23 protein-coding genes and 2 pseudogenes are annotated in these 26,833 nt (G+C 44.8%); 14 read left to right on the top strand and 11 right to left on the bottom strand.

Translation table 11 applies throughout. The features are described 5' to 3' along the window. Positions 1-18 precede the first annotated feature (18 nt). From GN112_RS06070 to GN112_RS06060, 3 genes and pseudogenes are all read left to right on the top strand, one after another. The gene (locus GN112_RS06070; RefSeq protein WP_155309405.1) at positions 19-1,308 is read left to right on the top strand and encodes an IS701 family transposase; all 1,290 of its coding nucleotides are present in this window, start codon (positions 19-21) and stop codon (positions 1,306-1,308) included. Positions 1,309-1,679: 371 nt separating this feature from the next. Continuing rightward, positions 1,680-2,264 (top strand): annotated as a pseudogene (locus GN112_RS06065) (transposase); the annotation flags it as partial. 182 nt (positions 2,265-2,446) lie between these two features. After that, positions 2,447-2,644, top strand: a pseudogene (locus tag GN112_RS06060) (IS3 family transposase); the annotation flags it as partial. A gap of 440 nt (positions 2,645-3,084) precedes the next feature. On the opposite strand, the gene GN112_RS06055 reads toward GN112_RS06060, so the two are convergent. From GN112_RS06055 to GN112_RS33535, 3 genes are all read right to left on the bottom strand, one after another. Continuing rightward, the gene (locus GN112_RS06055; protein WP_155309402.1) at positions 3,085-3,567 is read right to left on the bottom strand and encodes a hypothetical protein; all 483 of its coding nucleotides are present in this window, start codon (positions 3,565-3,567) and stop codon (positions 3,085-3,087) included. A 76-nt stretch (positions 3,568-3,643) separates the two neighbouring features. Continuing rightward, a complete protein-coding gene (locus tag GN112_RS06050) occupies positions 3,644-4,570 on the bottom strand; it encodes a tyrosine-type recombinase/integrase (RefSeq protein WP_162458805.1) in 927 nt (308 codons plus the stop codon). Continuing rightward, complete coding sequence (locus GN112_RS33535; RefSeq protein WP_162458804.1) at positions 4,545-4,928, bottom strand: helix-turn-helix domain-containing protein; 384 nt, start codon at positions 4,926-4,928, stop codon at positions 4,545-4,547. Before GN112_RS33535 ends, GN112_RS06050 begins: the two co-directional genes overlap by 26 nt. A gap of 357 nt (positions 4,929-5,285) precedes the next feature. On the opposite strand from GN112_RS33535, the gene GN112_RS06045 reads away from it, so the two are divergent. From GN112_RS06045 to darG, 6 genes are all read left to right on the top strand, one after another. Next, positions 5,286-5,858 carry a helix-turn-helix domain-containing protein gene (locus tag GN112_RS06045; RefSeq protein ID WP_155309400.1) on the top strand — a complete coding sequence of 191 codons (573 nt, stop codon included), beginning with the start codon at positions 5,286-5,288 and terminating at the stop codon, positions 5,856-5,858. A gap of 279 nt (positions 5,859-6,137) precedes the next feature. Beyond that, positions 6,138-6,944, top strand: a complete 807-nt coding sequence (locus GN112_RS06040; RefSeq protein ID WP_155309399.1) for a type IV toxin-antitoxin system AbiEi family antitoxin domain-containing protein — start codon at positions 6,138-6,140, stop codon at positions 6,942-6,944. Further along, positions 6,941-7,918, top strand: coding sequence for a nucleotidyl transferase AbiEii/AbiGii toxin family protein (locus GN112_RS06035; RefSeq protein WP_197743279.1), 978 nt, complete (start codon positions 6,941-6,943; stop codon positions 7,916-7,918). Before GN112_RS06040 ends, GN112_RS06035 begins: the two co-directional genes overlap by 4 nt. Before the next feature lie 184 nt (positions 7,919-8,102). Further along, positions 8,103-8,468 carry a helix-turn-helix domain-containing protein gene (locus tag GN112_RS06030; RefSeq protein ID WP_155309397.1) on the top strand — a complete coding sequence of 122 codons (366 nt, stop codon included), beginning with the start codon at positions 8,103-8,105 and terminating at the stop codon, positions 8,466-8,468. 124 nt (positions 8,469-8,592) lie between these two features. Beyond that, positions 8,593-9,249, top strand: coding sequence for a type II toxin-antitoxin system toxin DNA ADP-ribosyl transferase DarT (gene darT / locus GN112_RS06025; RefSeq protein WP_155309396.1), 657 nt, complete (start codon positions 8,593-8,595; stop codon positions 9,247-9,249). A 16-nt stretch (positions 9,250-9,265) separates the two neighbouring features. Then, on the top strand, positions 9,266-10,327 hold the full coding sequence (gene darG / locus GN112_RS06020; RefSeq protein WP_155309395.1) for a type II toxin-antitoxin system antitoxin DNA ADP-ribosyl glycohydrolase DarG: 1,062 nt from the start codon (positions 9,266-9,268) through the stop codon (positions 10,325-10,327). Between the two features lie 926 nt (positions 10,328-11,253). Here the strand turns inward: darG and GN112_RS06015 are convergent. The 3 genes from GN112_RS06015 to GN112_RS06005 all read right to left on the bottom strand — a co-directional run bounded on the left by GN112_RS06015 (position 11,254) and on the right by GN112_RS06005 (position 16,066). Beyond that, the gene (locus tag GN112_RS06015) at positions 11,254-13,479 is read right to left on the bottom strand and encodes a type IV secretory system conjugative DNA transfer family protein (protein WP_155309394.1); all 2,226 of its coding nucleotides are present in this window, start codon (positions 13,477-13,479) and stop codon (positions 11,254-11,256) included. Positions 13,480-13,488: 9 nt separating this feature from the next. After that, entirely contained in the window at positions 13,489-13,734 is a 246-nt protein-coding gene (locus GN112_RS06010) for a hypothetical protein (protein ID WP_155309393.1), read from the bottom strand. A gap of 265 nt (positions 13,735-13,999) precedes the next feature. Next, complete coding sequence (locus GN112_RS06005; RefSeq protein ID WP_197743278.1) at positions 14,000-16,066, bottom strand: RCC1 domain-containing protein; 2,067 nt, start codon at positions 16,064-16,066, stop codon at positions 14,000-14,002. Between the two features lie 276 nt (positions 16,067-16,342). Between GN112_RS06005 and GN112_RS06000 the strand changes: the two genes are divergently transcribed. From GN112_RS06000 to GN112_RS05990, 3 genes are read left to right on the top strand one after another with little or no spacing between them, the layout of a single operon-like run. Then, entirely contained in the window at positions 16,343-16,936 is a 594-nt protein-coding gene (locus GN112_RS06000; protein WP_155309392.1) for an RNA polymerase sigma factor, read from the top strand. Then, positions 16,933-17,445, top strand: coding sequence for an anti-sigma factor family protein (locus GN112_RS05995; protein WP_155309391.1), 513 nt, complete (start codon positions 16,933-16,935; stop codon positions 17,443-17,445). The genes GN112_RS06000 and GN112_RS05995 overlap by 4 nt, the downstream gene beginning before the upstream one ends. Then, complete coding sequence (locus GN112_RS05990) at positions 17,445-17,903, top strand: hypothetical protein (RefSeq protein ID WP_155309390.1); 459 nt, start codon at positions 17,445-17,447, stop codon at positions 17,901-17,903. Before GN112_RS05995 ends, GN112_RS05990 begins: the two co-directional genes overlap by 1 nt. Positions 17,904-18,015: 112 nt before the next feature. Here the strand turns inward: GN112_RS05990 and GN112_RS05985 are convergent, their stop codons facing one another. Further along, positions 18,016-20,316, bottom strand: coding sequence for a CHAT domain-containing protein (locus GN112_RS05985; RefSeq protein ID WP_155309389.1), 2,301 nt, complete (start codon positions 20,314-20,316; stop codon positions 18,016-18,018). Positions 20,317-20,416: 100 nt separating this feature from the next. Between GN112_RS05985 and GN112_RS33925 the strand changes: the two genes are divergently transcribed. Both GN112_RS33925 and GN112_RS05975 read left to right on the top strand, forming a co-directional pair. Next, a complete protein-coding gene (locus GN112_RS33925; RefSeq protein ID WP_197743277.1) occupies positions 20,417-21,991 on the top strand; it encodes a peptidoglycan-binding domain-containing protein in 1,575 nt (524 codons plus the stop codon). A 302-nt stretch (positions 21,992-22,293) separates the two neighbouring features. After that, positions 22,294-23,376 carry a hypothetical protein gene (locus GN112_RS05975; RefSeq protein ID WP_155309388.1) on the top strand — a complete coding sequence of 361 codons (1,083 nt, stop codon included), beginning with the start codon at positions 22,294-22,296 and terminating at the stop codon, positions 23,374-23,376. A 172-nt stretch (positions 23,377-23,548) separates the two neighbouring features. Here the strand turns inward: GN112_RS05975 and GN112_RS05970 are convergent, their stop codons facing one another. The 4 genes from GN112_RS05970 to GN112_RS05955 all read right to left on the bottom strand — a co-directional run bounded on the left by GN112_RS05970 (position 23,549) and on the right by GN112_RS05955 (position 26,789). After that, positions 23,549-24,469: an integrase domain-containing protein gene (locus tag GN112_RS05970; RefSeq protein WP_155309387.1), complete on the bottom strand. Its 921-nt coding sequence runs from the start codon at positions 24,467-24,469 to the stop codon at positions 23,549-23,551. A gap of 470 nt (positions 24,470-24,939) precedes the next feature. Next, positions 24,940-25,293: a hypothetical protein gene (locus GN112_RS05965; protein ID WP_155309386.1), complete on the bottom strand. Its 354-nt coding sequence runs from the start codon at positions 25,291-25,293 to the stop codon at positions 24,940-24,942. After that, entirely contained in the window at positions 25,290-25,838 is a 549-nt protein-coding gene (locus GN112_RS05960) for a JAB domain-containing protein (protein ID WP_162458803.1), read from the bottom strand. The genes GN112_RS05965 and GN112_RS05960 overlap by 4 nt, the downstream gene beginning before the upstream one ends. A 150-nt stretch (positions 25,839-25,988) precedes the next feature. Next, positions 25,989-26,789 carry a DUF932 domain-containing protein gene (locus GN112_RS05955; RefSeq protein ID WP_162458802.1) on the bottom strand — a complete coding sequence of 267 codons (801 nt, stop codon included), beginning with the start codon at positions 26,787-26,789 and terminating at the stop codon, positions 25,989-25,991. Positions 26,790-26,833 lie beyond the last annotated feature (44 nt).

Raw genomic sequence — 26,833 nt, 5'->3', positions numbered from 1 at the left:
AAAAGTAGGAGGCAGGCCATGTTACCAGTCATGCGGTGCGACGAACACCTTTATCCGGTTCCAAAATTCGATCTTGGCAAAGGCGATGTTAAAGATTTTATGAATGAACTCAAAGGATTCCACGAACAATTTTACGATTGTTTTCAACGCAGCGAATCCAGAGAGCATTTTCTAAAATTCATGGCCGGACAATTCAGCCCGCTTGAACGTAAATCCATCGAGCCCATCGCACTGGCGGTGAAAGATGGCAATGTAAGGGCGATGCAACGTTTCGTCAGCGATGCACCGTGGGACGACGATAAAATATTAACCAAGTATCGTAGTTTTGTTAATGATGACCTTGGTAGTCCTGACGGTGCCTTGATCTTCGACGAAAGCAGCTTTGTTAAAAAGGGCCAGGACTCTATCGGCGTCGCCAAACAATACTGCGGAACCATCGGAAAAGTCGAAAACTGCCAGGTTGGCGTCTTCGCCGCCTACGTATCGGAAAACGGATATGCAATGGTCGACAAGCGGCTATTTCTCCCCGAGAAATGGTTCAACGGCGATTACATCGAGCGCCGGAAAAAGTGCAATCTACCTGAAGACACGGCCTTCCTGACTAAACCCCAACTGGCTGTCGAGATGCTCAACGCTGTCAATCAAGAAAACGTCCTGCCTTTCAAGTATGTACTTGGCGATTCCATATACGGGATCAGCCCTGATTTTATCGCCGCGGTTGAGTCCTTGCCGGACAAAACCTACCTCGTATCGGTTCCCAAAGATACACGATGCTGGCTAAAACGACCGATGACCATTACCCGATCGTATCGCTGGGGTGGGAAAACCAGGACCAAGACGCTTTTGGTCGATCCTGACAGCAAACCGTTGACCATGGAAGAACTGGCCCGGAATATCAACGATTATTTCTGGTATCGGCGGAAGGTGTCCGAAGGTACCAAAGGACCCATTGTTTATGAGTTTACCCGTCGCCGAGTCATCCTGTCCGCTGAAGGGCTTCCACAGAAAACCGTATGGCTGCTAATCCGACGCAGCCTTGGTGATGATCCGCAATACAGTTATTTCATCAGCAATGCATCATCGAGCACGAGGCTGAAAACACTCGTATGGCTCAGCGGTCTGCGTTGGGCAATCGAACAGTGTTTTGAGGAGGCCAAAACCGAGTTGGGCATGGATCACTACGAGGTGCGCAAGTTTCCTGGATGGCAGCACCACATGTTAACGTGCATGCTGGCCCATTTTTTCCTCTGGCACCTGAAAATCAGGATGGGAAAAAAAAGCGCCATCTATTACGCTGTCGCAGCTTAAGATTCTTCTCAAAATTATTCTGCCAATGAAACGGCACACGTTTGAAAGCCTGCTCGAACAGGTCGTTTGGATACAGGCCCGGAATCATCGCGCCTACTTGTCACATCGAAAAAGGCGCATGCGAGAGATTCTCAAAGAACACTAAGTAGCGTTGTAGGGTTACTGACCATCGGCGTCGCGCCAAGCGTCGAATGGTCGGCATCCAGTATGCCAAGACAATGAAGAAACGCTTTCCCTTGTATAAGGATTTACTCAAAGTCACCCAAAAGACCATCGGTTACGCCATCAAAGCGGAGGCCTTTTTGGGAAAGCTTCATTCGACGAATATCGAACAGTTTGCGTTGCTCAGCGACATCAAACATTATGGCGACTTGGCCAGGCAAGTCTATGACCAGACCTTCCGGCGTGTTATCCAAGGGGAAAGCATCCCCGCCGACCAAAAAGTCGTTTCGATCTTTGAAGAACACACCGACGTTATCGTCAAAGGCCGCCGGGATACCCACTACGGTCATAAAATCTGCCTGACCGGAGGCGCTTCCAACCTGATCCTGGATTGCGTGATCCTTGAAGGCAATCCTGCCGACACGGATTTGGTTGAACAAATGTTGGATCGCCAGAAACAAATCTACGGTCGGTATCCGTTGAAAGTCGCCCTGGACGGTGGGTTCGCCTCCAAAGACAATTTATCGAAAGCCAAAGAGCGTAAAATCAAAGATGTCTGTTTTGCCAAAAAACGCGGATTGAAAGAAACAGACATGTGCCGCAGCCATTACGTTTACAAGAAGCTGCGAAGATTCCGTGCCGGTATCGAGGCCGGAATATCCTGGCTCAAGCGCAGTTTCGGATTGACACGTTGTACATGGAAAGGATTCCGTTCTTTCAAATGTTACGTTCTGTCATCGGTTGTTGCCGCCAATTTGCTAACGATGGCCAGAAAGAAACTGGCGACCGCCTAAACGGCAACTTCTGGACGCCCGCTGATCAACCAGAGCATAGAAGCGCCTGGATGATGGGTTTTGTGGGCATATAACCAATAAAGTCTGTTCCGTCCCAAAATTTACTTCTCACCGACGCAGCGGAAATTTTTTTCATCGCTGAGAAGATAAAAATCATCCATTTCTGGATGGGGATTAGCTAAGATAATACACCGATGGAGCGTTTCTTCCGCAGCTTGAAAACTGAACGGCTTGACGGGATCAGATTTTCAACCAGGGAATCAGCCCGGCTGGAAATTGTCGACCACATCAATTTTTATAATGCCCTGCGTCTGCATTCGACGCTGGGATATATCAGTCTTATGGGCTATGAGAAAGAGCAATTACGGAAGGCTGCTTAAAACCGTGTCCGTTTTTACTTGACCATTACACCCTGTCTTGTTTTTCTCGACGGGTGATCAACGACAATCTTATTTTCTTGCGGGGTATTATAAACGTCGTTCATCAGACGGGTTTTCTTTCTGATTGCGGCAATATAGTCGATTTAGTAATCGAGTGCAAAGAAAGCGGACGTTTTTCTTGCGATTAAAGGGGGGTGCAATTATATTTACGCGCGAGCGAGTGTTTATGATAGGGCCTATGTTAGGCGTAGGCTACGTCGCCGCCTACCGCAGGTGGCTCAACCTCGATCCCTACCTTGCCGAAACGCAGAAACCTTTCCGAAGCGGGAGGCAGCACAAGGTGACAGACGATAAGAGCGGCGTTGTTGGTTAAAAACTGATGAAGTTTTTTCTTGACGATACCATGGGAATGGTTGAATTAAATGACGATATAGGGATTTTTAGGAAGTACATAGGAAGTAGGCGCCTTCCTCAGACAGGTATTTCAGGGTACTTTTAGGGGTGATCAGGTACAATCGTAAAATTGGATAACATTTTGGAATAATGAAAATATGTTGTGTTTTCCTGCTCTTGCTAAATTTAGCCTTACGGCCTTTCACGCCGGCGACAGGGGTTCGAATCCCCTTGGGGACGCCACTTTTTACATACATTTTATTTCCCTGTTTACGGCCACTTACGCAGTTTGATGCTGATAAGTGGCTTTTTTGTTGCTTTGAAATCGTTCCTTGGACATAAATTCTGGACATAAAAATGTCTTCAAAAATCATGTTCTGAAGGTGTTTTTTTTGTTCGGACACCATCATTTGCAGTCCTCCCATTCCACGGTTTGATATATCCTTGAAACGACCCGTCGTGTAACCTGCGGCCTGTAAATCATGGAACAAAATGGAATCCAAGAATTCAAAGCCGGGCTTATCATCCATTGCTTTCCCAAATTTTGATCTGAGTGAATTCATCGATCAACCCTCTGACCATAAATTTCGGACATAACACAAAGCATTAGTTTGGTGGAAATTCATCGTCTCCTGACGGGTTAAACGTCATTTGGAGCGATTTTCTGACCGTTTCGAGTCCGAGGGATTTGAGATATCGTTCAGTGGTCCGTGGGCTCTGGTGCCGTAAGAGCTGCTGGATATGACCGAGGGAAACATTTTTACGCCACAACCAGGATGCAAACATGTGACGGATCGAATGAAACCCAAATGGTCTTACCCCAGCCTTCTTGCATAGCTTCTCCATGAAATGCTGACGCTTCTGAAATGGTTTTCCGTAATAGTCATCGCAAAAAGCGGTTTGTGACAAACAGACGAACACATGCTCTTGATCCAAGCCTGCCATCTTCTGGCGTTCTTTTAACCATGCGGTCAGATCCCGGTAAAGTTGTTTAGTCATAGGGATCCAGTCCCCTTCCATGCCACCGTCCCGCTTACGGGTTTGCAGATATACCTGCTCCCTGACAAAATCGACTCCGGACCATTTCAGGTTGAACAGCTCGGTTCGGCGTGCACCGAGATGGAAGAAAGCCAGCAGCATCACTTGGTCCTGCCTTTCGCAGATTGCGTAGACCTTCCAAAAATCCGTTTCAGGAGGGACGTATCGTACGTTTTTTTCCACCTTGAATCGCTCGCTTGTCAAAAAGAGGTTGGGCATATGGGGCCAGTCCTCGATATTGCGTTCTCCCCAGCGCCAGGCCGCGCCTAAATTTTTTCGCGCTTTGTTGGCTGCGTGACCGCTGATCGTTGTTGATATGTGCCGAAGGAAGGCACGAACCGCATCCCGTTTAATCTCATCGACAGGTGTTTCCATTGAATAGCCGCTGTGATCGATAAAGCGGGAGAACGCCTTTCTCTTTTCTTCATAGGTTTTTTGGGAATAGCGGGCTTTCACTTCATCGAGGTATTCATTGATCCAAACGATGATCGACAAACATCTGGTGGCGATCGACTCCCGTTCGAGACGCTTTCTGGTCTCGAGTTCCCACTGCATGGCGGCTTGTTTTGACGCCTTGCTGGTATCCGGGAACAGTTTGGACTTTTTCACGCCGTTTACCATGATCTGGCTGATGTAGCGCCGCTTGCCCCGTTTCATGATGATTGTTGGCATGGCTGAACACTTGCTTGATCGATTTTTCAAAAAACCGATACCGGTTTGGTGACACTTCGACACCGCCCCATCTGCTTGCATACCGGTTGACGGTACGGGGATCGATCCGCAACAGTTGGGCGAGTTCCTTTGCGGTCAACGATCTTCCGAATTCTTCCTCAAGTTCATCGACGACATCCATTTTTTCCCTACGTTGTTTTTATTTAATGAAAAATGAAAAGCTGCCATCGGAATAGGGTTTGATTCCATTTCCGTATTAATGTAATTTATGCGTAGACCTATCCAGGATTTCAGCATTATTGAAACCTTCTAACGCTGAAAACATATTGCGTTCCGACTTACGTTCAGCAATTACATTTATTATTAAAAATTGGAACCTACTTCTGTAATCTTGGCGAACAAACAAAAAAGTGATCTAAATCAGGCGAGTATGAGGCGCTTTCGTTCGGATTTCAGACGGGGATCAGGTTCGATTGTAGGGTTTGATTCATCGTTACATAATAAAATAACTGATTGTCAAGAAAAAAATTAATATAAAATGAAAAATATTCATGTCGACGTCGATTTTAAAGAAGTCCTTCAGCGTATCGAAAAAGAGATGGAAGGTTATTCCAGGACGGAGTGGGCGAATAAAGTGGGTGTGAGGATCAACGTGGTATCCAATATTCACGGTGCCAACGCCAGGCAAAATCCCTCGCTAAATTACATATTAGCTGTATCCGTGGCGACCCGGAAACCCATGGACTATTTTCTATGGGGACCAGTCTCCTACATTTCATCTGAACTGCCTGATCCAATGGTAAAAGAGGATGAAAAAATATATTCGGATATCGATCCCAGCAAAGATATGAAGGTTTCGGTGGCCCAAGACCCGGAAATGGGCAAACGGGTGCGCTATTGGCGTGAAGATATGGGATTCAGTGTAGCGAAGGTTGCAAAACGTTCCGGCTTACCTGTCGATCTGATCAAAAGCATTGAGGCCGGCAATCACACAAGTACGGATGTGATCGTCAAACTGGCCGATACCCTGCGGTGTTCCATTGATTTTTTATTGGGGTGTGGTAGTGCCTCTGTTGTTCAAGATCTAAATAAGAAGACAGGAAATGATTGAAAACAAAAGTGGTGGCATCCTGAAATGACAGCTGGACGGGGAAACCCATTATGACGTGCTGAAAGCCTGCTTTATGGGTATCCACAGGAGGCGGGGGAATAATGCTGGTAATGGGGTTGTTTGGTTCTTGACACGCACATGCGAAACCCATAATTTGAGATGGGTTATGTGTTAATTTGTCAAGTCGGCTGGATTGGACCGAGGCTTTTACTTGACATTTAATTATGAAACCCATGTAATTTTTATGGGTAACATGAAACGAAGTCAAGGACGCCGACGATGAAACACGATGAGTTTTTCCGAAAGCATCCGGTTTTTACCGGAAAAGAGTTGGCTGATCATTTATCGTCTCTGGGTGAGGTCCGCGGACGAACGCAGGAGTCATTTTTGGCCTATCACCGGAAGGCCGGTCGGGTTGTCCTGGTGCGACGAGGGTTGTATGCCGTCATCCCCCCGGGGGCTGATCCCGGTTCATATCCTATCGACCCTTTTCTCGTAGCCGCGAAGTTAACACCGGATGCAGTGCTGTCGCACCACACCTCGCTTGAATTTCACGGTAAGGCTTACTCGGTTCATACACACTTTGTCTACTCGGCATCCCGTCCGCTTGGATCTTTGAATTTTCGAGCGTACGTTTTCCGGGGAGCGAGGTTTCGTCAAGCGCTTCTACGTTCTGGGAAAGAAAATTTCGGTGTTTCGGCCGCAGAGCGATCCGGTCAGGAATTGAGGGTTACGACCCTGGAACGGACCTTGGTCGATGTGCTTGATCGTCCAGACCTCTCGGGAAGTTGGGAGGAAATATGGCGGTCGATGGAGTCCGTAGAATTTTTCGACCTCGATAAGGTTGTGGAATACACGCTCCTGCTCGGAAATGCGACCACCGGGGCGAAAGTGGGGTTTTTTCTCGATCAGCACCGCGAAACTTTGATGGTTGAGGACCGACATCTTAATATGCTTCGCGACATGCGCCCAAGGCAGCCTCATTACCTGAACCGTTCAAAGCGAGAATCAGGTCGATTCGTGTCGGAATGGAACTTGGTGGTTCCGAATGAAGTCCTCGAACGGGCATGGGGGGAGGTGCCATGAAGATTTCCCCCGAGAAACTTGCAGCCGAAGCGGAAGCGACAGGCTTCAGACCGGATATGCTCGAAAAAGTTGCTCAGCTGTTGGGGCTGCTGGATGCATTACGGAGTCATCCATTCCTCAAAGGGAAGCTGGTTCTCAAGGGCGGCACAGCCTTGAACCTCTTTGTCTTCGATGTACCCCGGCTCTCTGTCGACATCGATTTGAATTATGTGGGAACCGCAGATCGAGATGGTATGCTCGCTGACCGCCCCAACGTCGAACAAGCCGTTCAGGCGGTTTTTACTCGGGAGGGGTTCACTGTCAGGCGGATGCCTGAAGAACACGCCGGAGGCAAGTGGTCGTTGCGGTATAAAAACGCTTTTGGCCAGGGCGGAAACCTAGAAGTGGATCTTAATTTCATGTTCCGTGTCCCATTGTGGCCAGTGACGATCAGGAATTCTCATTCTGTCGGGACATGGCGAGCAACGGAAATTCCGGTGCTGAATCTAAATGAATTGGCGGCCGGGAAATTGGCTGCGCTATTCTCGCGCCGACAGGCTAGGGACTTGTTCGACAGCCATCGGATTCTCAGAATGGACGAAATCGATTCCAATCGCCTTCGTATTGGGTTTGTAGTCTATGGTGCAATGAATAGAAAGGATTGGAGGACGGTCTCCGCCGATGGTGTGAAGTTCGATGCCACGGAGTTGGCTAGGCAGTTGATTCCCACGATCCGCGTCAATTCACCAGAGCTCCATGTGGAATCAGCCGAATACGGGACACGAATGGTAAAAGAATGTCAAGATAATCTGTCTGCGGTGCTGCCCTTTTCAGGCGCTGAGCTGGAATTCCTGGACCTGCTGCTCGAACGAGGGGAGATTGACGCGACGCTTTTAACATCTGATAAAGTCCTGCAAAAACGTATCCACAACCAGCCACTTCTTAAATGGAAGGCAATCAATGTGCGGCGGCACAAAGGGTTATCCTTACGATAGGACTCGATCATAGGGGAAACGGTTTGGTCAGGCGGATTGAGGATGTCTTGCCAGGAGCCTACTTCGTATTCTTGGCGAAAAAAATGTGATCTAAATCAGGCGAGTATGATATGCGGTAATTTGTATTTCAGAGGGGGATCAGGCTCAATTGTAGGGTTGTGATTCATCGTTACATAAAAAATAAATGGACTATTTTCTATGGGGACGAGTTTCCTACATTCCATCTGAACTTCCTGACCCGATGGTAAAAGAGGATGAAAAAACATACTCGGCCCCTGGCACCAGCAAAGATATGATAGATTCGGCGACCCAAGACCCTGAGATGGGTAAACGGGTGCGCTATTGGCGTGAAGATATGGGTTTCAGTGTAGCAGAAGTTTCAAAACGTTCCGGCTTACCTGTCGATCTGATCAAAAGCATTGAGGCTGGCAGTCACACAAGTACGGATGTGATCGTCAAACTGGCCGATACCCTGCGGTGTTCAATCGATTATTTATTGGGGTGCGGTGGTGCCTCTGTTGCTCACCATCCACAATTAGACAGGGAGTAGGAAAGTGCAGTAAAATTCGTAAGCTCTGATTGTTTCAAAAAAACTTCAAAATGGACAAAAATATCGCATATGATTCCGACTCCTTAGACGATACGCTGCCACCTGATTGTGAGGGGGGTTAAAATTGGCTGTACCACTACAACCCAAGATTTACCACATTGTACACGTGGACCGGCTTCCGTCGATTATCGCCGATGGCTGCCTTTGGTGCGATGCGGAAATCATCCGACGGTTACCGCCCGGCACTACCGTAGGGATGAACCATATCAAACAACGACGGCTGCAATTGTCTCTGACAAGTCATCCGCACTTGCATGTGGGCGACTGTGTTCCGTTTTATTTCTGTCCGCGCTCGATTATGCTATATTTGATTTACCAAGGCAATCATCCCGACTTGACTTACACAGGTGGACAAGGCCCGATCATTCATCTGGAAGCCGATCTTCGCCGGTCGGTGGCCTGGGCGCAGCAGTATCAGCGGTCATGGGCCTTCACCCTGTCCAATGCGGGGGCCTACTACTTCGAGGACCGTTGCGATCTGGCCCGGCTTGATGAGATTGACTGGAATGCAGTCCAAAGCAATCAATGGGGTGGTCGAGTGGTCTCCCCTTCGGCAAAGGAAGGCAAGCAGGCGGAATTTTTATTGGAACTCAGCTTCCCCTGGGAGTTGATAGACCGTATCGGGGTTTGTTCAAGAGCAACGTATCATGCTGCGGTCAACGCGCTTGGAAAAAGTGGTCACAACCCTCGAATTGAAATAAAAACAGACTGGTATTATTGATAAATTGGAGTCGATTATGATTGAATACAAGAGCGGCGACATTCTCAAAGATCAATCCGAAGCCATTGTTAATACAGTCAACTGTGTCGGCGTGATGGGACGGGGCATTGCGTTGCAGTTTAAAAACGCCTTTCCTGAGAATTTCAAGGCCTATGCGCTGGCCTGCAAGCAGGACAAAGTGCAGCCCGGCCGCATGTTCGTGTATGAGACTGGCCAATTGATTCCTCCCCGCTATATCATCAATTTTCCAACCAAACGCCACTGGCGCGGCAAAAGCCGCATGGGGGACATTGAATCCGGGCTTAGATCTTTGGTGGAAGTCATTCGCCGTTACACTATCCGCTCGGTCGCCATCCCACCGTTGGGTAGCGGTCTGGGCGGGCTGAATTGGCAGCAGGTGAAGTCCCGCATCGAGGCGGCGGTTGAACCGCTCACAGATGTGCAGGTGATCATCTATGAGCCCAAAGGGGCACCGAAAACAGAGAAAATGGAGCACAGCCGGGAGGTACCCAAGATGACAGCTGGCCGGGCCGCCCTTGTGGAATTGATGCACCGTTACCTCAACGGCCTGCTGGATCCCATGGTGACCCTGCTGGAACTTCATAAGCTGATGTATTTTATGCAGGAAGCCGGGGAACCCTTACGGCTCAAATACCAAAAAGCGATTTACGGCCCATATGCCGAAAATCTGCGCCATGTTTTACATGCCATCGAGGGCCATCTTGTTGCAGGCTATGCTGATGGCGGCGATGCACCGGACAAGCAGCTCAAACTGGTGCCGGGTGCCATTGAGGACGCCACAGCTTTTTTGAAACAACACGCGGAAACACGCGCCAGGTTTGACAAGGTGGCTGAACTGGTCGAAGGCTTTGAATCGCCCTTTGGCCTGGAACTGCTTTCTACGGTGCATTGGGTGATCAAAAAGGAAAACTTGCGCACCCTGTTCGACGTTGAGAAACACGCCTATGCTTGGAGTGACCGTAAGCGACAATTCACACCACGCCAAATTGCCATCGCCGTCGATGTGCTGGCACGAAAGGGCTGGATCGACGGGATTGAAGTCCAGGGAAATGCATGAGCACGACAGATACCAGTAAAAAAACTTGGAATTTTTCATTGTCGCCTCGCTTTTCGACGGGGAAAGGTATGTACTGGGCCGGAGTTCGGATTACGAGCGCGACCATGCCGTGAATCTGGTAAACTGCCGATTTCCTTGAACCGGTTCAACGTTATCAACAAAGAAAAGAGAGGACATGCATGGAGACGCAATGTTAAATGACGCCATACAATAAATCGTCTGATAACCGAAATAACTTCTCAACTTAATCCGGTTTCTCGTGACACTCGTGATCCTTTTTAGTGTTTTCAGAACCACAATGGGCACATCGCATTCCGCTCCCTGTTGTGGATCCACAGTTGTGACGGAAGTGCCTGCCACAATCATTACATTGATAAATCCACATCCAGGAACTGCTGAAACCATAAGGGGTGTGACCGCAATTTGGACAAGTTGCTATCGAATACCTCCATTTTTGTTTTGGGTTAGGAGATAGCTGTTTGCTTTGGCTTACAAACCACACCATGATAAAAAAGAGATCAATCCTTTTTCCACGGTTTTCTTCGCATCCGAATCTGAGCGTCAATGGTCGCGGGGTCAGTCCCATAACGATCAGAAGACAGCTTGCGAATTCGCTCAGACCGTTTTGCATTGCCGCGACCTTTCAACGGCCGTGTCCGAAAGCTGAATGGTGGAGTGACTTGGGCGTTCTGTTGAATCTTAGCGTACCCATGGAAATTAGGCAGTCGAACAACGTCTACCATGGAAAAATCAGGCCAGAAAATATCAGCCATTTCTTTGGCATCAGAGCGCCCCAAGCGAAATGCGATCGTGGCCCCCACATTACCGATCACACTATCTATCAAGGTGTCCTTGCGACCCTTTGATATTTGGCTGCTGAGCTGCTTTGTGGGCACTGGTTCAGTTCAATAGGTGATCCAATAATATCAATATGTTATAGCAGGCTTGAAAAACCAGTCATATTGAATATAACTATCTGTTATTAAAATGAAAAATTGTACCCCCTTAGCTAAATTACCTATTGAACTGAACCAGTGCCGCTTTGTGTACTGAGTGCTCAAAACCACGCCGAGGCGATATTTGCGGGCCTCTGATAGCAAATCCCCTACACTGTCGGGTGGTATCAATCCGGCTTCATCGACATACAGGAAAAAATCCTTGCGATCTTTTTCGCTTATTGCTCCACGCTTCATAGCGGCGATTTTAAAACGAGCCACCAGCTGACTGGCCAAAAGCCTGCTTACTTCGGTTCCCCAACGCCCTCTGCCCATTTTAACCAGAAAAATTCTTCCTTGGCTCAGAATATCGTCGAAAGAAAAACTGCTTTTATTTTGGCCGAAAATACGTCTTAATCTGGTATCGCTGGAAAATCGCCCAAATTTACTTGTAACGTACTGGCTCACATTGCAAATCCGTATGTCACCATAATCAGCCTTTTCGATTTGCTGTAGGAAATCGATTACCTCTTTTTCCGATGTTCTCTCCTTCAGCCATTTCCTCAGGTCAGAATCCTGATAACATCGCTCGAAATCCAGAACCGTGGGAGAGAACCCACTCCGCTGCTTACTTCCGTCACCGCAAAGCAGTTTGAGCATGTTCCGAAAGTGATTTTCAAAGATCGGCCCACCAGTCTCTTTCATGTCGTACATCAGGTCCATAGCATGATACATTTCGTCAATGATCATATCCCGCTGTTCAATCGAGTCCCATTGAAGTAGATTGAAGCTCACTGGCCATTCATCGAGAACATCCATTACAATAACATCTTCGGCACGCCGTTCAGGGATTCGCGTAAGGATGGATTCTACCATATCCCCATGGGGATCGATGACGCATAACCCATGCCCCTTTGCGATATCCTGAAGAATCATGTTGGCAAGGAATACGCTTTTCCCGGTACCAGTGGCCCCTACGACAAACATGTGTCGCATTCGGTCTTCATTGGTCAAAGATACCGGCTGCAACCACCCGTTGTGAAAGTTATCGAAAAGCGCAATCTTTTTTTTTGATATAGTGTTTCCATCGTAAAAGGAAATGGTTGAAGTCCGCCATCGCCGAATTGGCAATCCGGGCACATCACTTTTTGCCGGCAGGGGAAGCGAGAAGATCGCAGCTGCTTCTTGGGGCGAAATGGGTTTTTCATTGAAGCCCCGCTGTTGTGTCGAATTATCCAAGTCCAAAGGGCTCACAGTGAACCCACCCGCAAATAAATTGTTGTCATCCCTATCAGAGGTAGAGGCAAGTATCATCTGGACCAAGCCAACGGCGAAAGCCTCATCCATGGGCACACCAGAGAGCAAAAAGGCATCAGCACAAAAGGAAGCATCCCTGATTTGGATCAATTGCCGCAAAGTCATATCCCGGATCATGGCCACCTGTTTCGTCGAGGCAATGTGGTCCGCACGTCCGGCCGATAAAAACCGCTCACATTCGGCAATTTGATTCTCGAGTCGCTGCAGATCGTCGAATGTAGGCCGGTGCGCCTTCAGCCGAACCACCAGCTGGATGGGATCCAACAATGACATCAGCCCACGAGCCAGTTCGTTCGAAGTCAACATAGCCGCTGACCATGGAAAGCACAAATCCAAACAGTCCTCCTTACCCGTTTCTTCTTTGAGAGGGCCGAAACCCAGTGATATCCGAGGCAAGGAATCAGACAGAACGATTCGCCGTTTAAGTCTCCCGATTGACAAAACGGATTGGGTTTTAAAGGGGGTTTGGTGATATATTAGAACACTTTCCCGAATGATCGGTTCGAAAGTTATATTAGGCAAATGGGTTTCCAATAGCGGGAGAAGGCGCAAATAACCCTGGACAACAGCTTGAACCGCCACATCTTTGGTATCGGCCGATGCCTTAAGAACCAAATCGATCCATAATTGCCCTTGAGAGGGCTGCTGAAAGTCCGGATGGGCAGTCCATCGAAGCTCCAGTACTGTGTGATCGGGCCACAGTGCCAGGGCCTGCATTAGTTTTAACCGACCTTCCCACTGGATCATCCATAACGCCTCGTTATTCAATAGGTATTTGTCATTGGTTGATGATACGAGTTCGGCGGATACAATTGAGGTGAGCGTTAGTGCCGCCGTAGCTTCAATACAGCCACCCTTTGCTATTGTGATTACAGCAGGTATCTTCAGGGAAGTCGTCATTTTTAATGCCTATACTATTTCCTTTGACTTTGTTTTTCCATTCGCATTGTGCATTTGAATGTTAAGTACTATTTCCACACGGCTCGGTTCGAGCCCCAGCGCCAGCAATCCTTTTGCCAAGCGAAGTTTTGCCTGAAGATTTCGTCTGTGGATTTTGCGAATTACCGGATCCTTTGTCCTTTCGCCCGATCTTTTTTCATCTATTACGGCAGGGAATTTGCCCTCAACATCTTCAAATCGTCGTTTTTCAACCATAAAATTTTCCATCCTCCCCATTTTAATGTATGTGTTCACGAGGCGAAGGCTTGCCAAAAAACAGAATTCAGCAGAAACAGAACGTAGATAGTCAACTACCACCAAGGGCGGTGGTAGTTAACTAAAACGAACCCGAATAAAGCGTCCAGAGTCGTAACTTATTATTGGCGTTGTAGCTCCACATTCCGCTGGTGGCCTCCGATGGGTGCTGGTATTCACCATCGATGTACTAAACCACACCTTGATCAATGAAAATGTTGGACTATTATTTCAGTGTGTTAATGAAACATCCACCGCCACCGCCACCATCACTACCATCACTATCATCACTATCATCGTCACCGTCATCATCGCTACTATCTCCTGATACCAGCAATGGGTTGGTGAAAAAGCTTAACTGGCCAATGCTATTATCTCCGATCGCCATAATCGTAGCGTCGCCTTTCAGGCCCACGGTATGGTTACCTCCCGCCGCAACTTGAATGATGTCCGACCAGCCGGCGACTTCCAGCTCACCGTTTTCGTTATCTCCTACCGCCACCACCGTGCCGTCGTTTTTCAGGCCCACGGTATGGTCATTTCCCGTTGCGACCTGAATGATTCCGGTCCATCCATCAACTTCCAACGCGTCCCGGCTGCCATAAATATATCCGACCGCGACCACCGTGCCGTCGCTTCTCAAACCGATGATATGAGATGCTCTCGCCGCGACCTGAATGATGTCCGTCCAGCTCGAAACATCAGTGCCAGTAACGTAATCTCCGGTAACGTAATCTCCGACCGCCATCACCGTACCGTCGTTTTTCAGTCCGACAATATGGTAATCTCCAGCCGCAACCTGAACGATGTCGGTCCAAGCGGTTACACCGGGGGAAATATAGTCAACTGCCACCACCGTTCCGTCACTTTTCAGCCCCACGGCATTGTCACCTCCTGCAGCAATCTGAATGATGTCGGTCCAGTCGGCTACAAATATACTACAATGACTGTTGCCAGCTACCACCACCGTTCCGTCGCTTTTCAGGCCCACGGTATGGTTACCTCCCGCCGCAACTTGAATGATGTCCGACCAGCCGGCGACTTCCAGCTCACCGTTTTCGTTATCTCCTGCCGCCACCACTGTGCCGTCGCTTTTCAGGCCAACGGTATGATCATTTCCCGTTGCGACCTGAATGATTCCGGTCCATCCGGCAACTTGTAACTCGCCATATTCGTTATCTCCGGCAGCCACCACCGTTCCGTCGCTCTTCAAACCGACGACATGGCTATATCCTGCGGAGATTTGGGTGATGTCGGTCCAGCCTGAAACATCCAATTGACATGCGACTATACTGTGCTCCGCTACTACTACAGTGCCATCGCTTTTCAGGCCAATGATATGATTATATCCCACTGCGATTTGAATGATGTCGGTCCAACCGGTGATTTCCAATTCATCCAGGCTGTCAGAGATGCCATGCCCTACCGCGACCACCGTGCCGTCGCTTTTCAATCCGACTGTACAATAGCCTCCCGTGGCAACCTGAATGATTTCGGTCCAGTCATCGACCTCCAGTTCTTCATATTCGTCATGTCCGACCGCGACCACCGTGCCATCGCTTTTCAGACCCACGGAATTATGAGTTCCCGCAGCAACCTGAATGATGTCGGTCCAGCCTGAAATATTCAATTGACCATGAGTATTATAACCGACTGCCTCCACCGTGCCGTCGCTTTTCAATGCGACGATATGATTAAATCCTGCGGCAACCTGAATGACGTCGATCAAACCAGAAACATCCGTCTCAAATCGAACATTAAAACCAGATGCCACCACCGTGCCGTCGTTTTTCAGTCCGAAAGTATAGTTATCCCCCGCCGCGACCTGAATGATATCGCTCCAGCCCGATACATCCAACCCACCATTGCCATCACCAACCGCCACTACAGCGCCATCGCTTTTCAACCCGACTGTATGATGAGATCCCGCCGCCACCATCGGCTCGGTGGCGCTAACAAGGGCAGGTTTCGAAAAAAACAGAAAGAAAGCTACCAGAGGCACCGCCCATCGCGCGCCAGCAAATAGACCAACTGAACCGGTAAGATCCAACACACCGGTCGCCAGTATGAAAATGGCGATGCCATAAAGAATGGTGGATGCTTCCATTCCCTGATTGCGGACCCGTTTTGATCCGGCTTCGTCCCCGGCCCATTGCCCCATGTCGGCTGCAAGGGATTCCGTGCCACTTACCAGGCTATCCTTGGCGAATTGGCCGTATCCTGCCCCAAGGTTTATAAGGGCATACAGGGTCAACAAAATCGCCACAGTTATGGTCAATTCATTTTTTTTCATTTTTTCCTCCTTCTCCTTTATGTTGATGTTTTTGTTTCAGAAAAAATTCTCTGAATTTGAATTGAGCTTTTTGAGAGTTCAGACGCAGCCTTCCCGATTTTATTCAAACAACGCCTTAAAAAAGAATTGTCATTAAAGATAAGCGGCAGGGAAAATGCTAAAATAGATTTGGTTGGCTTTAGAAAGCTTGTTGAAATAATTCTCAGAAAATATTATGAAAAAAGCATTGTATAAAAAAAATTATCCTACGTCTAACTTAATAAGTAGAGGAACACCTTGCCGCAGTTAGATGATATTAAGCCGCAGTTAGATGATATAGATCTAGCTGAATCGTGCCTTGGAGGTGATCAACAAGACTGCAACTCCCTTTTCGATAGGCACCGCCAGGTACTGTTTATCTACATTAAAAAAAAAGTAGGCGATCATGAGGTCGCAAGAGACTTGACCCAGGAAACTCTACTAAGAGCTTATCGTGGTTTGAGAGATTTTGAATGGGATTCATCTTTCAAAACGTGGCTGTTCTCCATAGCGATTAATCAATTTAGGGATTACCATAGACGAAAGCATGCTCTAAAAAGATTAGGCGACGAAGTGCCATTTGGCATCGAAGAAGATATAGATAAAAACCTCAGAGGTGATATTGAAGCGCTAATAGAAAAAAAAGAAAAAATGGATAAGGTCAACGCTGGTATTCAGCAACTACCGAAAAGGCAACGTGAAATCCTTCAATTGACCCAGAAAGGCCTTAACTATAATGAAATTGTGCACAAACTTAAAATTAGCAGGATTGCTGTGGGTACTAATAAAACAGAGGCTCTTAAAAATTTGAGAGCTATCCTGAAAAAAATCAAAAAGGACAAAAAGAAATGAACATGTCCTGTGAATCTATTGAAAACATGTTGGCAGCGTTCATCGATAATGAACTGTCAGAAAATGACAAACAAAGAGTGGGTGCCCACTTGAAGACATGCACAGCTTGTCGGGAACTACTTGCCGAATTGAAAGAGACAAATGAATTAATCATGTCCGCTGCCGATTATTCTGATCAAGCTATAGATTTTGACAAAATGTGGGAAAACATCCAAGCCCAAGTTGATTTTTTGCCAACTTTTTCCGATCGATTGCGTGGCCGGTGGGAACAATTTAAAGAACGGCTTAAATTACCTGCTGTGTGGATACCGTCGGCAATAGGAGCTGTGGCTGCGGTTCTCGTGATTATTTTCCTTCCCATGCATATAGGCAAAAAACCAACCCTGGTTAGTAGCGTGGAAGAAGTCAATGCAGGCAGCGGACAGGTCCTCATGTTAAAAACCGCTGCAAGTGGCCAGCCGTTAATCTGGTATCAACCTGAAAAAACATCCGAAAAGGAGGCCGGTTGATGAATGTAATACCATTTATCCGGTCAATATCAATGTTGCTTTTCATGGGGATTTTAATCTGTCCGCATAATTCATTTGCCTCTGCATCTACGATAAAAATTGAGGTGGTAATTGTTAAAGCAACTCGAAATACGACCACTGTTGATCCCGGATTGGAATATCTGGTCAAGGAGGTATCGCCACTTCTGAATTTTAGTGGCTTTTCTTTACTGAAACGGTCAGAGACCAAGCTATCTGAAAAGGCAAAGGAAAAAATAACACTTCCTTCAAATCGTATATTGGAAATTACTTTTCTTGAATTCTCGGATAGTCAGGCAAGGGTGTTGGTAAGAATTCTTGAAAAGGGCAAGGAAACATTTCGAACAATCCTACTACTTGTAGACAAAGGTCGTGCGCTGATCGGTGGGCCACCGCATGACGATGGGGTCTTGTTGCTGCAAATTGGAGCCAGGTTTTAAACTTCTCAATCCGGAGAACCAAAACTAAATGCATCAAATTTATAAAATCACCATGCCTGATTTGATCGGACTCAGTCTAAAATGAAAGTACTTTTTTTCTTGCTTTGGTAGGCTACATCCAATCCCCGCTCACGCAAAAAGGTGCCCAGAAAAACGGATGCGCCCATTCTGGTTTTTCTTGAATGAGATACATCTGTGCGTTGCGTAGCGCCATAACTTTGTCAATTTTTTTCTGCTCTTGAAATTCATTGAAGAACCGGACCATTAATTCCCTAGTTGATTCATCAGCCACACTCCATAGGGTTGAAATGACTGAAGAAGCACCCGCCTGCAACAAGGCGCGCTGAAAACCGAAAATGTCATCACCGGGAGGAAATTTTTCATCCGCAAGGTTTGCTAATGATTGGCCTGAAAAGCCTTTATGGCCGGCCATTAAACCGGACTCACATGCACTAAGCGCTACCAGATCGGCATTTAGTGAAACATGCTTCAGCTCAGAAACTGTTAATCTGCCATCATTTTGCGAATCTTTATCGAAAAGAATGAAGGAACGAAAAGGATCGGTCCGCATCATCTTCGCATGAGTTGAAAACAGTATCAAATCATAATGTTGCATATTGTCTTTGACCACCGTCTCAGTAGCTTGCGTATCAAACAGTACCAGTTTATCGCTGAAAAGCCGGCCAACATCTTTAACCTCAGCCTCCGCGAATTCGAGTTTCGGAATTTCTCCAATACCTTCTTGTTCGGTTTGTGGAGGACTTCCTACTGCAAATAAGCGGTTCTTATGTGATCTGTTCTTTTTATGAACCATTTTTAATATGGTGGCGCTGGGCGCATAAAGGATACCATAATGTTCGATCAAGAAACCTGTTTGTGCTTTAAAGAACACTTTATGGGGTTTTCGTGCCACGACTTGGATATCCCTTTGCAAAGATACCTCCGTCACAATTTCTTTTCCTTTTTGGGGAGGGATTGTCACCAGGGCCTGAAACGGCAGATAGTTCAAGACGCCGTGAGGGATAATGCAAATCCGTTCGAAATCTTGCATTCGGCTTTCAAAGGGCGACACGATTTTCTGGTATAATTTAATCGCTGGATCAGCATAATCCCCCATATTTGTTATGTTCTCTCTCATATCGGTTACCAATTTGCCGAGCGCTTTAGCATTTATGTCGAGTCGTTTGGCATAAATTCTGTCTCGCGTCATCAAGCATCCAATAGCTACCTTTTCACCGACATAGTATTCGATAGTGACCATATTTTTAGGAATAAATTTTCGAATCTCAGAGGCGGTCATTGGTGTGCTGTTAAGTTCAGACGTAGAGTCTTTTCTGTAAAAGGATGTTGTTTCGTAAAAGCTTCTAGACTTGGCCTTTTCCATGTATTCAACGGCATTTGAGAACTGTGTTTGCTGGACCATCAAGTCAATGGCGGGTTCAAAAACAACCAGACGGTTTTCCATGAAAGACAGTTGTCTCCGAACGTCTTTGAAACGTCCACTCCACAGTTTTTCTATTTCCTGAATGGATTTTCTATAATAATCCAGTGCCTTTTCGATCCCTCCGGTTTTTTGTGCTAACAAGCCTGAATAGTAGTATCGTTTCCAATTTTCAGTGCTCTCAATGTTTTTCATCAGCTCTAACGCCTTGCTATAAGAGCTGGCCGCCTCATTATATTGCCCTTGGTCGAAACATATTTTCCCCTTAAGGGTGAAGGCTTGGGAGGCTACCACCTTGCGGTGGTATCGGTCAGCATACTGAATCGCAGCCTCCAATCTATCAAGAGCTTTCTTTTTATCGCCAAGCAAATAATACATCTCCGCCGCATTCATACAAGCGCTTTCAATGTCGATTTCCGTTGCAATAGACTCAATATAATATGGTGTCAGGTAATTAATTCCTTTATCTATATATTCTGCCGCTTCAGTGTATCGGTTCTGCAAACCAAGAAAATAGGTGCCATACATGACATAGTAAGAACCCATTGCATTGCGATCCCACATATGCTTGGATTGCGGGTCGATGCTGTCAATTCTTTTCCAGGCTTTCTTGAAATATGTTTCAGCGGTTTTGAAGTCTCGAAGCAATGAATAGAGCATTCCTGCATTTGTATCCATGATCGAGAGATAACCACGGAAATATTCAGTTGTTCCGAACATCGATTTACCTGTTTTTAGCAGCACATCATCTGCAAGGTTTTCATACTCTTTCATTATATTCTTACCGTCTTCAAGCCTGCCAAGTTTTATATCAATAAGCATCATGCGGCGATAGGCTTGAAGGGCATAGGCATATTTGGCATCGGCGTCCATCACGCCCAATGCTTTGGACGCATCTAAGACTTTCCTGAAGCTTCCCATTGCCTTTGAATAATCCCCAATAATTTTATCGTAGAAGAATCCTTTAAGCATATGATAAAAAGCATAAGTGAAAAATTTTACGCTTCATTTTCCACGTATCATTACTGTTCTGCATATGAAAGTTCCCAATATAGTGTTAAAAGGAGGCAAGATGAAATTTATATTTCTCAGGGCTTTCGATATTTTGGATCTGAAATTCAATAGATACTGCATCAATAATGCGAAATGTAAGATGAAAAGATTTGTTTTTTTGATACTTTGTATTTCAATTTGTTCTTTGCTATTCAATGGCTGCTATGAATCTGAATACCCCATTATTGATAAGGGAGAAAAAGTTGATCTTTCAGGTTCATATAAACAGCAAGATAAAATTAGTGGATCTATTAAAACAGTTAAATTCACCGAACAAAAAGATGGTATTTGGCCGCTATCACACTATAGATACAAAGATCAAGATGGCGATATTACTCTTTTTAAGAAACTTTCATCTGAGCTATATTTGGCTCAGGAAAGTGTGCAAAATGGGAAACGTTACGAGTATGCGTTTGTAGATTTCATAGATGACAAAACTGCTTTAATACTTGTTGCCGATCTTATGAACAAAGGTGATTATATTGAAGCTCTTTTAAAAAAATATAATATTGAAGCAAAAGAAGTTTCTAGAAACGATGTTCCATTATTGCAAATAAATGGCAATACTGAGAAAATGATAAAATTCTTTAATGCACATGATAAATCATTGATGATGGTAGTTTTGAAGCTTGAAAAGCTTGAAAAAGAAGAAAAAACTAAACGAAAAAAACAAACTGATAGAGGTGATTTAAGTGAAAGCCAAAGAGTTATACTTTCAATCGATAAATATATAGAGTCGTATTTAAAAGGCGAATATGATACTTTAATCAAACATGACTCAAGCATGTATAGAGAAGTAGTGAACAAAACAAAAAAAGCCCCAAAGCAATTGCAAGATAAAGAAAATGAAAAGTATTTTTCGGAAAAATTTAATTACATAAAATCATATGAAAAATCAAAAGAAAAGAGAGGCACTCTTTTTGATAATTCTAGCACATCTAATTCTATATTGCAAAATGCTTTTGGGGGTGGTGCGAGTTTTCTAGATCTGATGTATCCTAAAATTAATTACGAAGTTATGGAAGTTCGTGATTATTCTCCATCAGGATTGAGTGAATGTGAACGATGTAACAAAGTTGGTTTTGTGCGTCTCGAGTATTTCGATAAAGAATACTCTCCATATTTTAATTATAAAAAAAATAAAAAAGTGAAAAGCTGTATTGTAGAAGTATATCTTGATAAATGGACGAACAAAAATAATGGCGATACGTACTACAAAATACTTCATTTTAAACCAACTAAATATGAAACCAAATTATTTGATATTAATAAAAATGATAATGTGGAAAAGGAAGACGACGACAAAAACAAAAACCATGCTGAATTTGTTGTTAATATTCAAAAAAATTTAAAACGATTAGGCTATTATAACGGTGGAATTGATGGTATCGCTGGTAAAGGAACGATTTCTTCTGTTAAAGCATACCAAAAAGATAACAATTTAAAAATTGATGGTAAATTAACAAATTCATTAAAAGTTCATTTAGAATCTAATACAAAGCGTTTTTCAATAAGCAATAATAAAACTGAAACACTTGAAAACAAAATAGATAAAACGATTGATAACATTTTTGATAAATTGTTTAAAAAATAGATGAATATACTCTGAATGTAGTTTGGAAACACAAAACGACAAAGGCAACCAATGGTTTGATAATATTCTATTACTGAGTGATATCTGCCATCTTAGAGGTAAATATACTGCCCCTTTTTGTATATTGACTGGAATGGCTACTTTGCGGACATATTCCATAATTTTAGCTGGATATAATTGGATCTTTTAAAAGCTAGCGTCAGTGACGTTTACCAATTTGATAGTATAAGGATTAAAACTCAAAGCATACTTATTTAAACAATATCATAAATTCAAATAATAATAAGGGGGGTCATATTAGAATGTCTCGTTTAAAATGTATATCATTTATCTTTATAATAATGTTATTTTACCAATTTTTTATTTATGGTTGTGGAAGTAAAAGCTTAGATCGCTCAACAGCAGAAGCATTAATTGAAAACTCTCAATTCATAATAAAACGGATTATCAGTCCTCATGAAAACGGTTTACAGGTTGGTTTACAACATGATTTCTGGTATCAAAAGAAAAAATACACTATAACTAATACCCTATTATCAAAGAGAGGCGAATCTTATTTTAAAAATATAGATGATAAATATATAACACTAAAAAATCCGCTTGATATTAAGGTTGAGGTTACTGGTATTGCAGATGCAATTTTACCGCAAACTGATGCAACAGGTGTTAAAGAAGCCCAATTTATATGGAATTATATTAACGTTCCATCTCAAATTAAGTGGGTTTGCGCTGATGGCGGGAAAGGCAAAGCCTATTTTCGTCTTTATGATGATGGTTGGCGATTAGAATCATTTAACGATGTTCTTTATAATAAAAATGCCATTCAGTTATCTATTAGTGAATTAAATGATGAGGAGTTAGACAGAACAACTATCAAAGAGAAAAAACAAGAGCTACAAAGGATCGAAGCAGAAAGAAAAATGAAAGAGGAAGAAATCAAACGAAAGGAAAAAGAAAGAATTGCGCAATTAATACAAGAATCAAAAAATCACACAGAAACTATTGGTACTTTCAAGTGTATTAGTACGTCAATTGCAATGGGTCAAAGAAATCCTCATGCCAATGGTGATGCAATTTTAACAAATGTAGATGCTTCTTACGTACATGTTTTTAAAAGTTCTGTTCGAAATGCTGTTGATAGTGTTGATGTAATATTTTGGTTTGGGAACATAATTAGTATCTACAAAACTGATCTTCAAGACAATCCGGCTTACCCTCCTCAGGCGTATAGCATACGTTTTAAACTAAAAAAGAAAATAAATATTTGTCCAGGCCGTCATGCAGATGCTATACAGTTCCAAGATAAACAAATAAGAGATGATTTTTACAACAAAATAAAGGATGCGAAATCAAAATGGGATAGAAAGTATCCAGAACTTAAATAATTCATGGACGAATCACAATAAGAGTTCTATTCCAACAAAAAATAATAAAATTTGTTTTCTGTTGCTTGTTCGGTGCCTTGCAATTAGGGTTGGTTTACCCTACCCTCCATGCCTTGCCAAAAAAAAACCCTCGCTTTAGAGCGAAGGCTTTTTAAACTATATCTAAGCTTTTTCATATTGCGCCCAAATATTGACTTACCACATCATCACGGTCCGGGCCGTGACCTAACTCAGCTTTGATTATCTGCCTTGCGTCCTGGTTTAACTTTTTCCATTTTTCACCGCCTATTATTATCGCGTTCTTTCTGAATGCTTTTTTTGATTCGAACTTACACGGCGCCTTAAATCCGGTAATTTCTTCGTAGCGATCCTGTGCGTAAGCATGTCGACATCCATGACTTGATGCGCCACATTCTTTCTTTGAAATTCCTTTGGCTCTTGTTATTCGATAATATTTCTGAATCCATTGTTTTTCGCTATGATCATTTGGAATTAGGTTGTTGATACCTGATAGCGCTTTTGCATATTCAATCGCTGCTTTCCCATTTTCGGTCAGTTCGTTTATTATCCGCTCTCTTCCGCCTTTGGTTCCATGCTGAATGAATACCCTCCCGCCTGTCATTACTGCCTGGTGGGCATTAAATTTACATGCTTCCTCGACTCTTAATCCTATATACCGTTCTAATTGTAACTGGGCAGCCACTCTTTTGTCATCGCTATTGTTGCTTTGCTTCAATTCTGTCACCGCTTTTTGAAACACATCCTGAGGTATTGATTTATCCCGATTGTCAACAAACACTCGATTGGGGATGCCGAATTGTGTATTGTCCGGTTTGATTCGATCGTTCTCATAAATCCTGCAAACAGTTCGAACGCCGGATAAATATTCTTTAATGGTTGCTGCCTGCAAACCCTCTTCTTTCCATTTGTCGACCGCTTTTTGAATGTGAATATTGGTTACATTTTTCCATCTTTTGACACCGTAACCCAACTCCCGTATCGTTATTACAAATCTGCGGGCTTCTTTTATGTGATTGTGTCTGGTCTTGGCGGACCCCGATTTGGTTTGTTTTATACCTCGTATCGCTTGCATTACCAGGGTGTCTGTTCTCGTCGAGTTGCTCAGTTTGATCACCTCCCTTTTTTTGTAATCTTATAGCGATCTATTAAAACGGCGGGTTCACCGGATTAAAAAAAGTCTTGGTTAATGCGATTTTACCCCGCATCGCCGTAGGCGACGCCCCGGGAATGGGTACAGGGTAAGGATAATCGCTTTATATATACGCTGATGTATCGACCAGCGGTTACAAAGAATGGGAATTTGGCAATGGTGATTTTTTCCCTTTTGCCCTTGTCGTGTGCCGAAAAAAAAATGATCGTCAGTCGTCAATTTGTTTTTTCAGGGCATGAGTAATTGGGAAAACATTTCGAGAAGGTATGAAGATAATCTTATTATTTCATGTAGTAAGACTCGTATGCGTATTCATGGATCAATCAGGTTTGCCGACCGTCTGTTTTTTTTTCGGCAAGCCTCAAAAACAGACGGTCGGGTAGTTTGATCGGTCAATTTTGCTCCATTGTGGTTTTAGAGCGTTCCCAATTGCATTTGGCATGGCTGCCGGCAAGTCCTTTTTCAACAAGGTGAGGGCATATCAAAGCAACTTTTTTTGCGGCATCTTCCAAAAATCGATCGAAGCGGAAACGAAAGAAGTGCCTGATCATTTTTTCAGCCCATGCAAGGCGCGTATCATCGAACGATGATATACATTCACGTAAGCTAAAAGCCGCATCTTCAGACCATAGCGAAAGAATCATTTTCGCCAGTCCGTTTGCCGACCCCGTACCTTCATGCCGATTAATCCATTTCACCACATGTGCGTAAGGATTTTCAAAATCTTTGCCTGTATTGTCGATCATGATGTCTCCTTGCTTCCTATTTTTGTTTGCATCCTTGAGATTTGATCCAATACGGAACGTACTTTTCGTTTCGTATCTTCGATAATTTTCTCGTCCGCGAAAGACAGGTAGGCATCAGAATCCATGTCCACGATAATGTGATCCAGAATATCAACATCGAACAGTTGCGCAGACGCCATTATCATGAGGGTGATCAGTTTGTCTTCCATGGAAGGCGAGGAATCTCCTGATGGATGATTGTGTCCGAGGATCAAGGCTTTGCAAGGCATGTTCAATGCCGCTTTAATGATCTCCCTGGGTTGCACGATACAACTGGTAAGGCTTCCAGTGGATACCAGGTTTGTGCCGATGGGTATTAGCTTTGTATTCAGCATCACCACCACGAAGTTTTCCCGATCAGTCTGACCGAGTTGGCGGATTACCTTTTTGATTAATTTGGAGCCGGAGAAGCTATTGTAGATTGCCTGGTCACTCAAGAAGCGGATTTCTTGTTCCTTGACCATATGCAGCTTATAGGAATAAAAACGATATTCTTTCTTTTTCACTTTCATCCTCCCTATTGTCAGCCGCAAAGGCTCCCAGGAATAGGGAGGGCATCCCCATCGGGAAACCTTTACGGTTCCCCGATTCTGGGGATTTCTTGTTTGATTTAACGCATTTTTTGAAGAACCGTACAGCGTTGCCTGTCTACTTATTCAGCTTTTTAGTCTGGCCATCTCTTCGGTCAGGACCCACAATGCCTTGTTGAGCTTGACATCCCGATCAATGGATTTCACAGGGCGGGTCTTGACTCGACGAATATGGCCATTCACATTTCGCTTACTTCCATATATGCCCCCTTTCATGATGTTTTCCTGGACCACATTGAATGTCGTCCACAGATCATTGCCTTGGTCGTCGTAGCGCCGTTCCTGAAGTAGCTGTGCTGGCAAAATCGGTGCCTTTTCGATATCGTCATAAACCAGTTTGTGCGCAGCCATGGCGAACACGCCTTTTTCATTCGGGGAGAGGTCTATCGCCTTTAAATCATTGACTTGTGCGGCGATATCTCCTGCACCTTCGGCAATCTGGTAGGCAGAATTCAAAAAAGCGGTTATGTCAAAGCCGACATGTCTGTGCGAAAAAGTGAACAGTTTCGAGGATACCATCAATCCATTTCCGCATATTTTACGCCAGATCGAGGCACAAAGCTTAAACGCACACCCGCGATCATGGGAGTTGGCCATTACCAGATCGACGCGTTCCCGGTCGGTTGAAAGGGATCCCTGCATGAATCGGATGATGTGTTTTTGATAGCCGCTGCGGTCATTTTTCCTTGTTCCGGATTGCTTCACATGCACGGGTTGCCATCCGGCCGACCTCAACAGATCGACAGCCTCGATAGTTGGCACAAAGCTATACCGGTCGGAAACCGTTTCGTGTGGGTTTATCGCTCCAGCAGCCGGAGCCAATTCGACGATTTGGTCATTGGTCAGGGGAATAATTTGTGATTTCATTGTTTGCCTCCCTTTGGATAAAACCGCACTGGTTCCCACCAAAG

Origin of the sequence: Desulfosarcina ovata subsp. ovata (assembly GCF_009689005.1) — a bacterium.
Lineage (GTDB): Bacteria > Desulfobacterota > Desulfobacteria > Desulfobacterales > Desulfosarcinaceae > Desulfosarcina > Desulfosarcina ovata.
The sequence above is the reverse complement of the archived record's forward strand: the minus strand, read 5'-3'. Positions and strand labels throughout refer to the sequence as shown.

Coding starts and splice junctions, on each gene's coding strand:
- GN112_RS06070 (WP_155309405.1), top strand. CDS start 19: ATGTTACCAGTCATGCGGTGCGACGAACACCTTTATCCGGTTCCAAAA.
- GN112_RS06055 (WP_155309402.1), bottom strand. CDS start 3,567: ATGGATGATAAGCCCGGCTTTGAATTCTTGGATTCCATTTTGTTCCAT.
- GN112_RS33535 (WP_162458804.1), bottom strand. CDS start 4,928: ATGGATGTCGTCGATGAACTTGAGGAAGAATTCGGAAGATCGTTGACC.
- GN112_RS06045 (WP_155309400.1), top strand. CDS start 5,286: ATGAAAAATATTCATGTCGACGTCGATTTTAAAGAAGTCCTTCAGCGT.
- GN112_RS06040 (WP_155309399.1), top strand. CDS start 6,138: ATGAAACACGATGAGTTTTTCCGAAAGCATCCGGTTTTTACCGGAAAA.
- GN112_RS06035 (WP_197743279.1), top strand. CDS start 6,941: ATGAAGATTTCCCCCGAGAAACTTGCAGCCGAAGCGGAAGCGACAGGC.
- GN112_RS06030 (WP_155309397.1), top strand. CDS start 8,103: ATGGACTATTTTCTATGGGGACGAGTTTCCTACATTCCATCTGAACTT.
- darG (WP_155309395.1), top strand. CDS start 9,266: ATGATTGAATACAAGAGCGGCGACATTCTCAAAGATCAATCCGAAGCC.
- GN112_RS06015 (WP_155309394.1), bottom strand. CDS start 13,479: ATGACGACTTCCCTGAAGATACCTGCTGTAATCACAATAGCAAAGGGT.
- GN112_RS06010 (WP_155309393.1), bottom strand. CDS start 13,734: ATGGTTGAAAAACGACGATTTGAAGATGTTGAGGGCAAATTCCCTGCC.
- GN112_RS06005 (WP_197743278.1), bottom strand. CDS start 16,066: ATGAAAAAAAATGAATTGACCATAACTGTGGCGATTTTGTTGACCCTG.
- GN112_RS05995 (WP_155309391.1), top strand. CDS start 16,933: ATGAACATGTCCTGTGAATCTATTGAAAACATGTTGGCAGCGTTCATC.
- GN112_RS05990 (WP_155309390.1), top strand. CDS start 17,445: ATGAATGTAATACCATTTATCCGGTCAATATCAATGTTGCTTTTCATG.
- GN112_RS05985 (WP_155309389.1), bottom strand. CDS start 20,316: ATGCTTAAAGGATTCTTCTACGATAAAATTATTGGGGATTATTCAAAG.
- GN112_RS33925 (WP_197743277.1), top strand. CDS start 20,417: ATGAAATTTATATTTCTCAGGGCTTTCGATATTTTGGATCTGAAATTC.
- GN112_RS05975 (WP_155309388.1), top strand. CDS start 22,294: ATGTCTCGTTTAAAATGTATATCATTTATCTTTATAATAATGTTATTT.
- GN112_RS05970 (WP_155309387.1), bottom strand. CDS start 24,469: ATGCAAGCGATACGAGGTATAAAACAAACCAAATCGGGGTCCGCCAAG.
- GN112_RS05965 (WP_155309386.1), bottom strand. CDS start 25,293: ATGATCGACAATACAGGCAAAGATTTTGAAAATCCTTACGCACATGTG.
- GN112_RS05955 (WP_162458802.1), bottom strand. CDS start 26,789: ATGAAATCACAAATTATTCCCCTGACCAATGACCAAATCGTCGAATTG.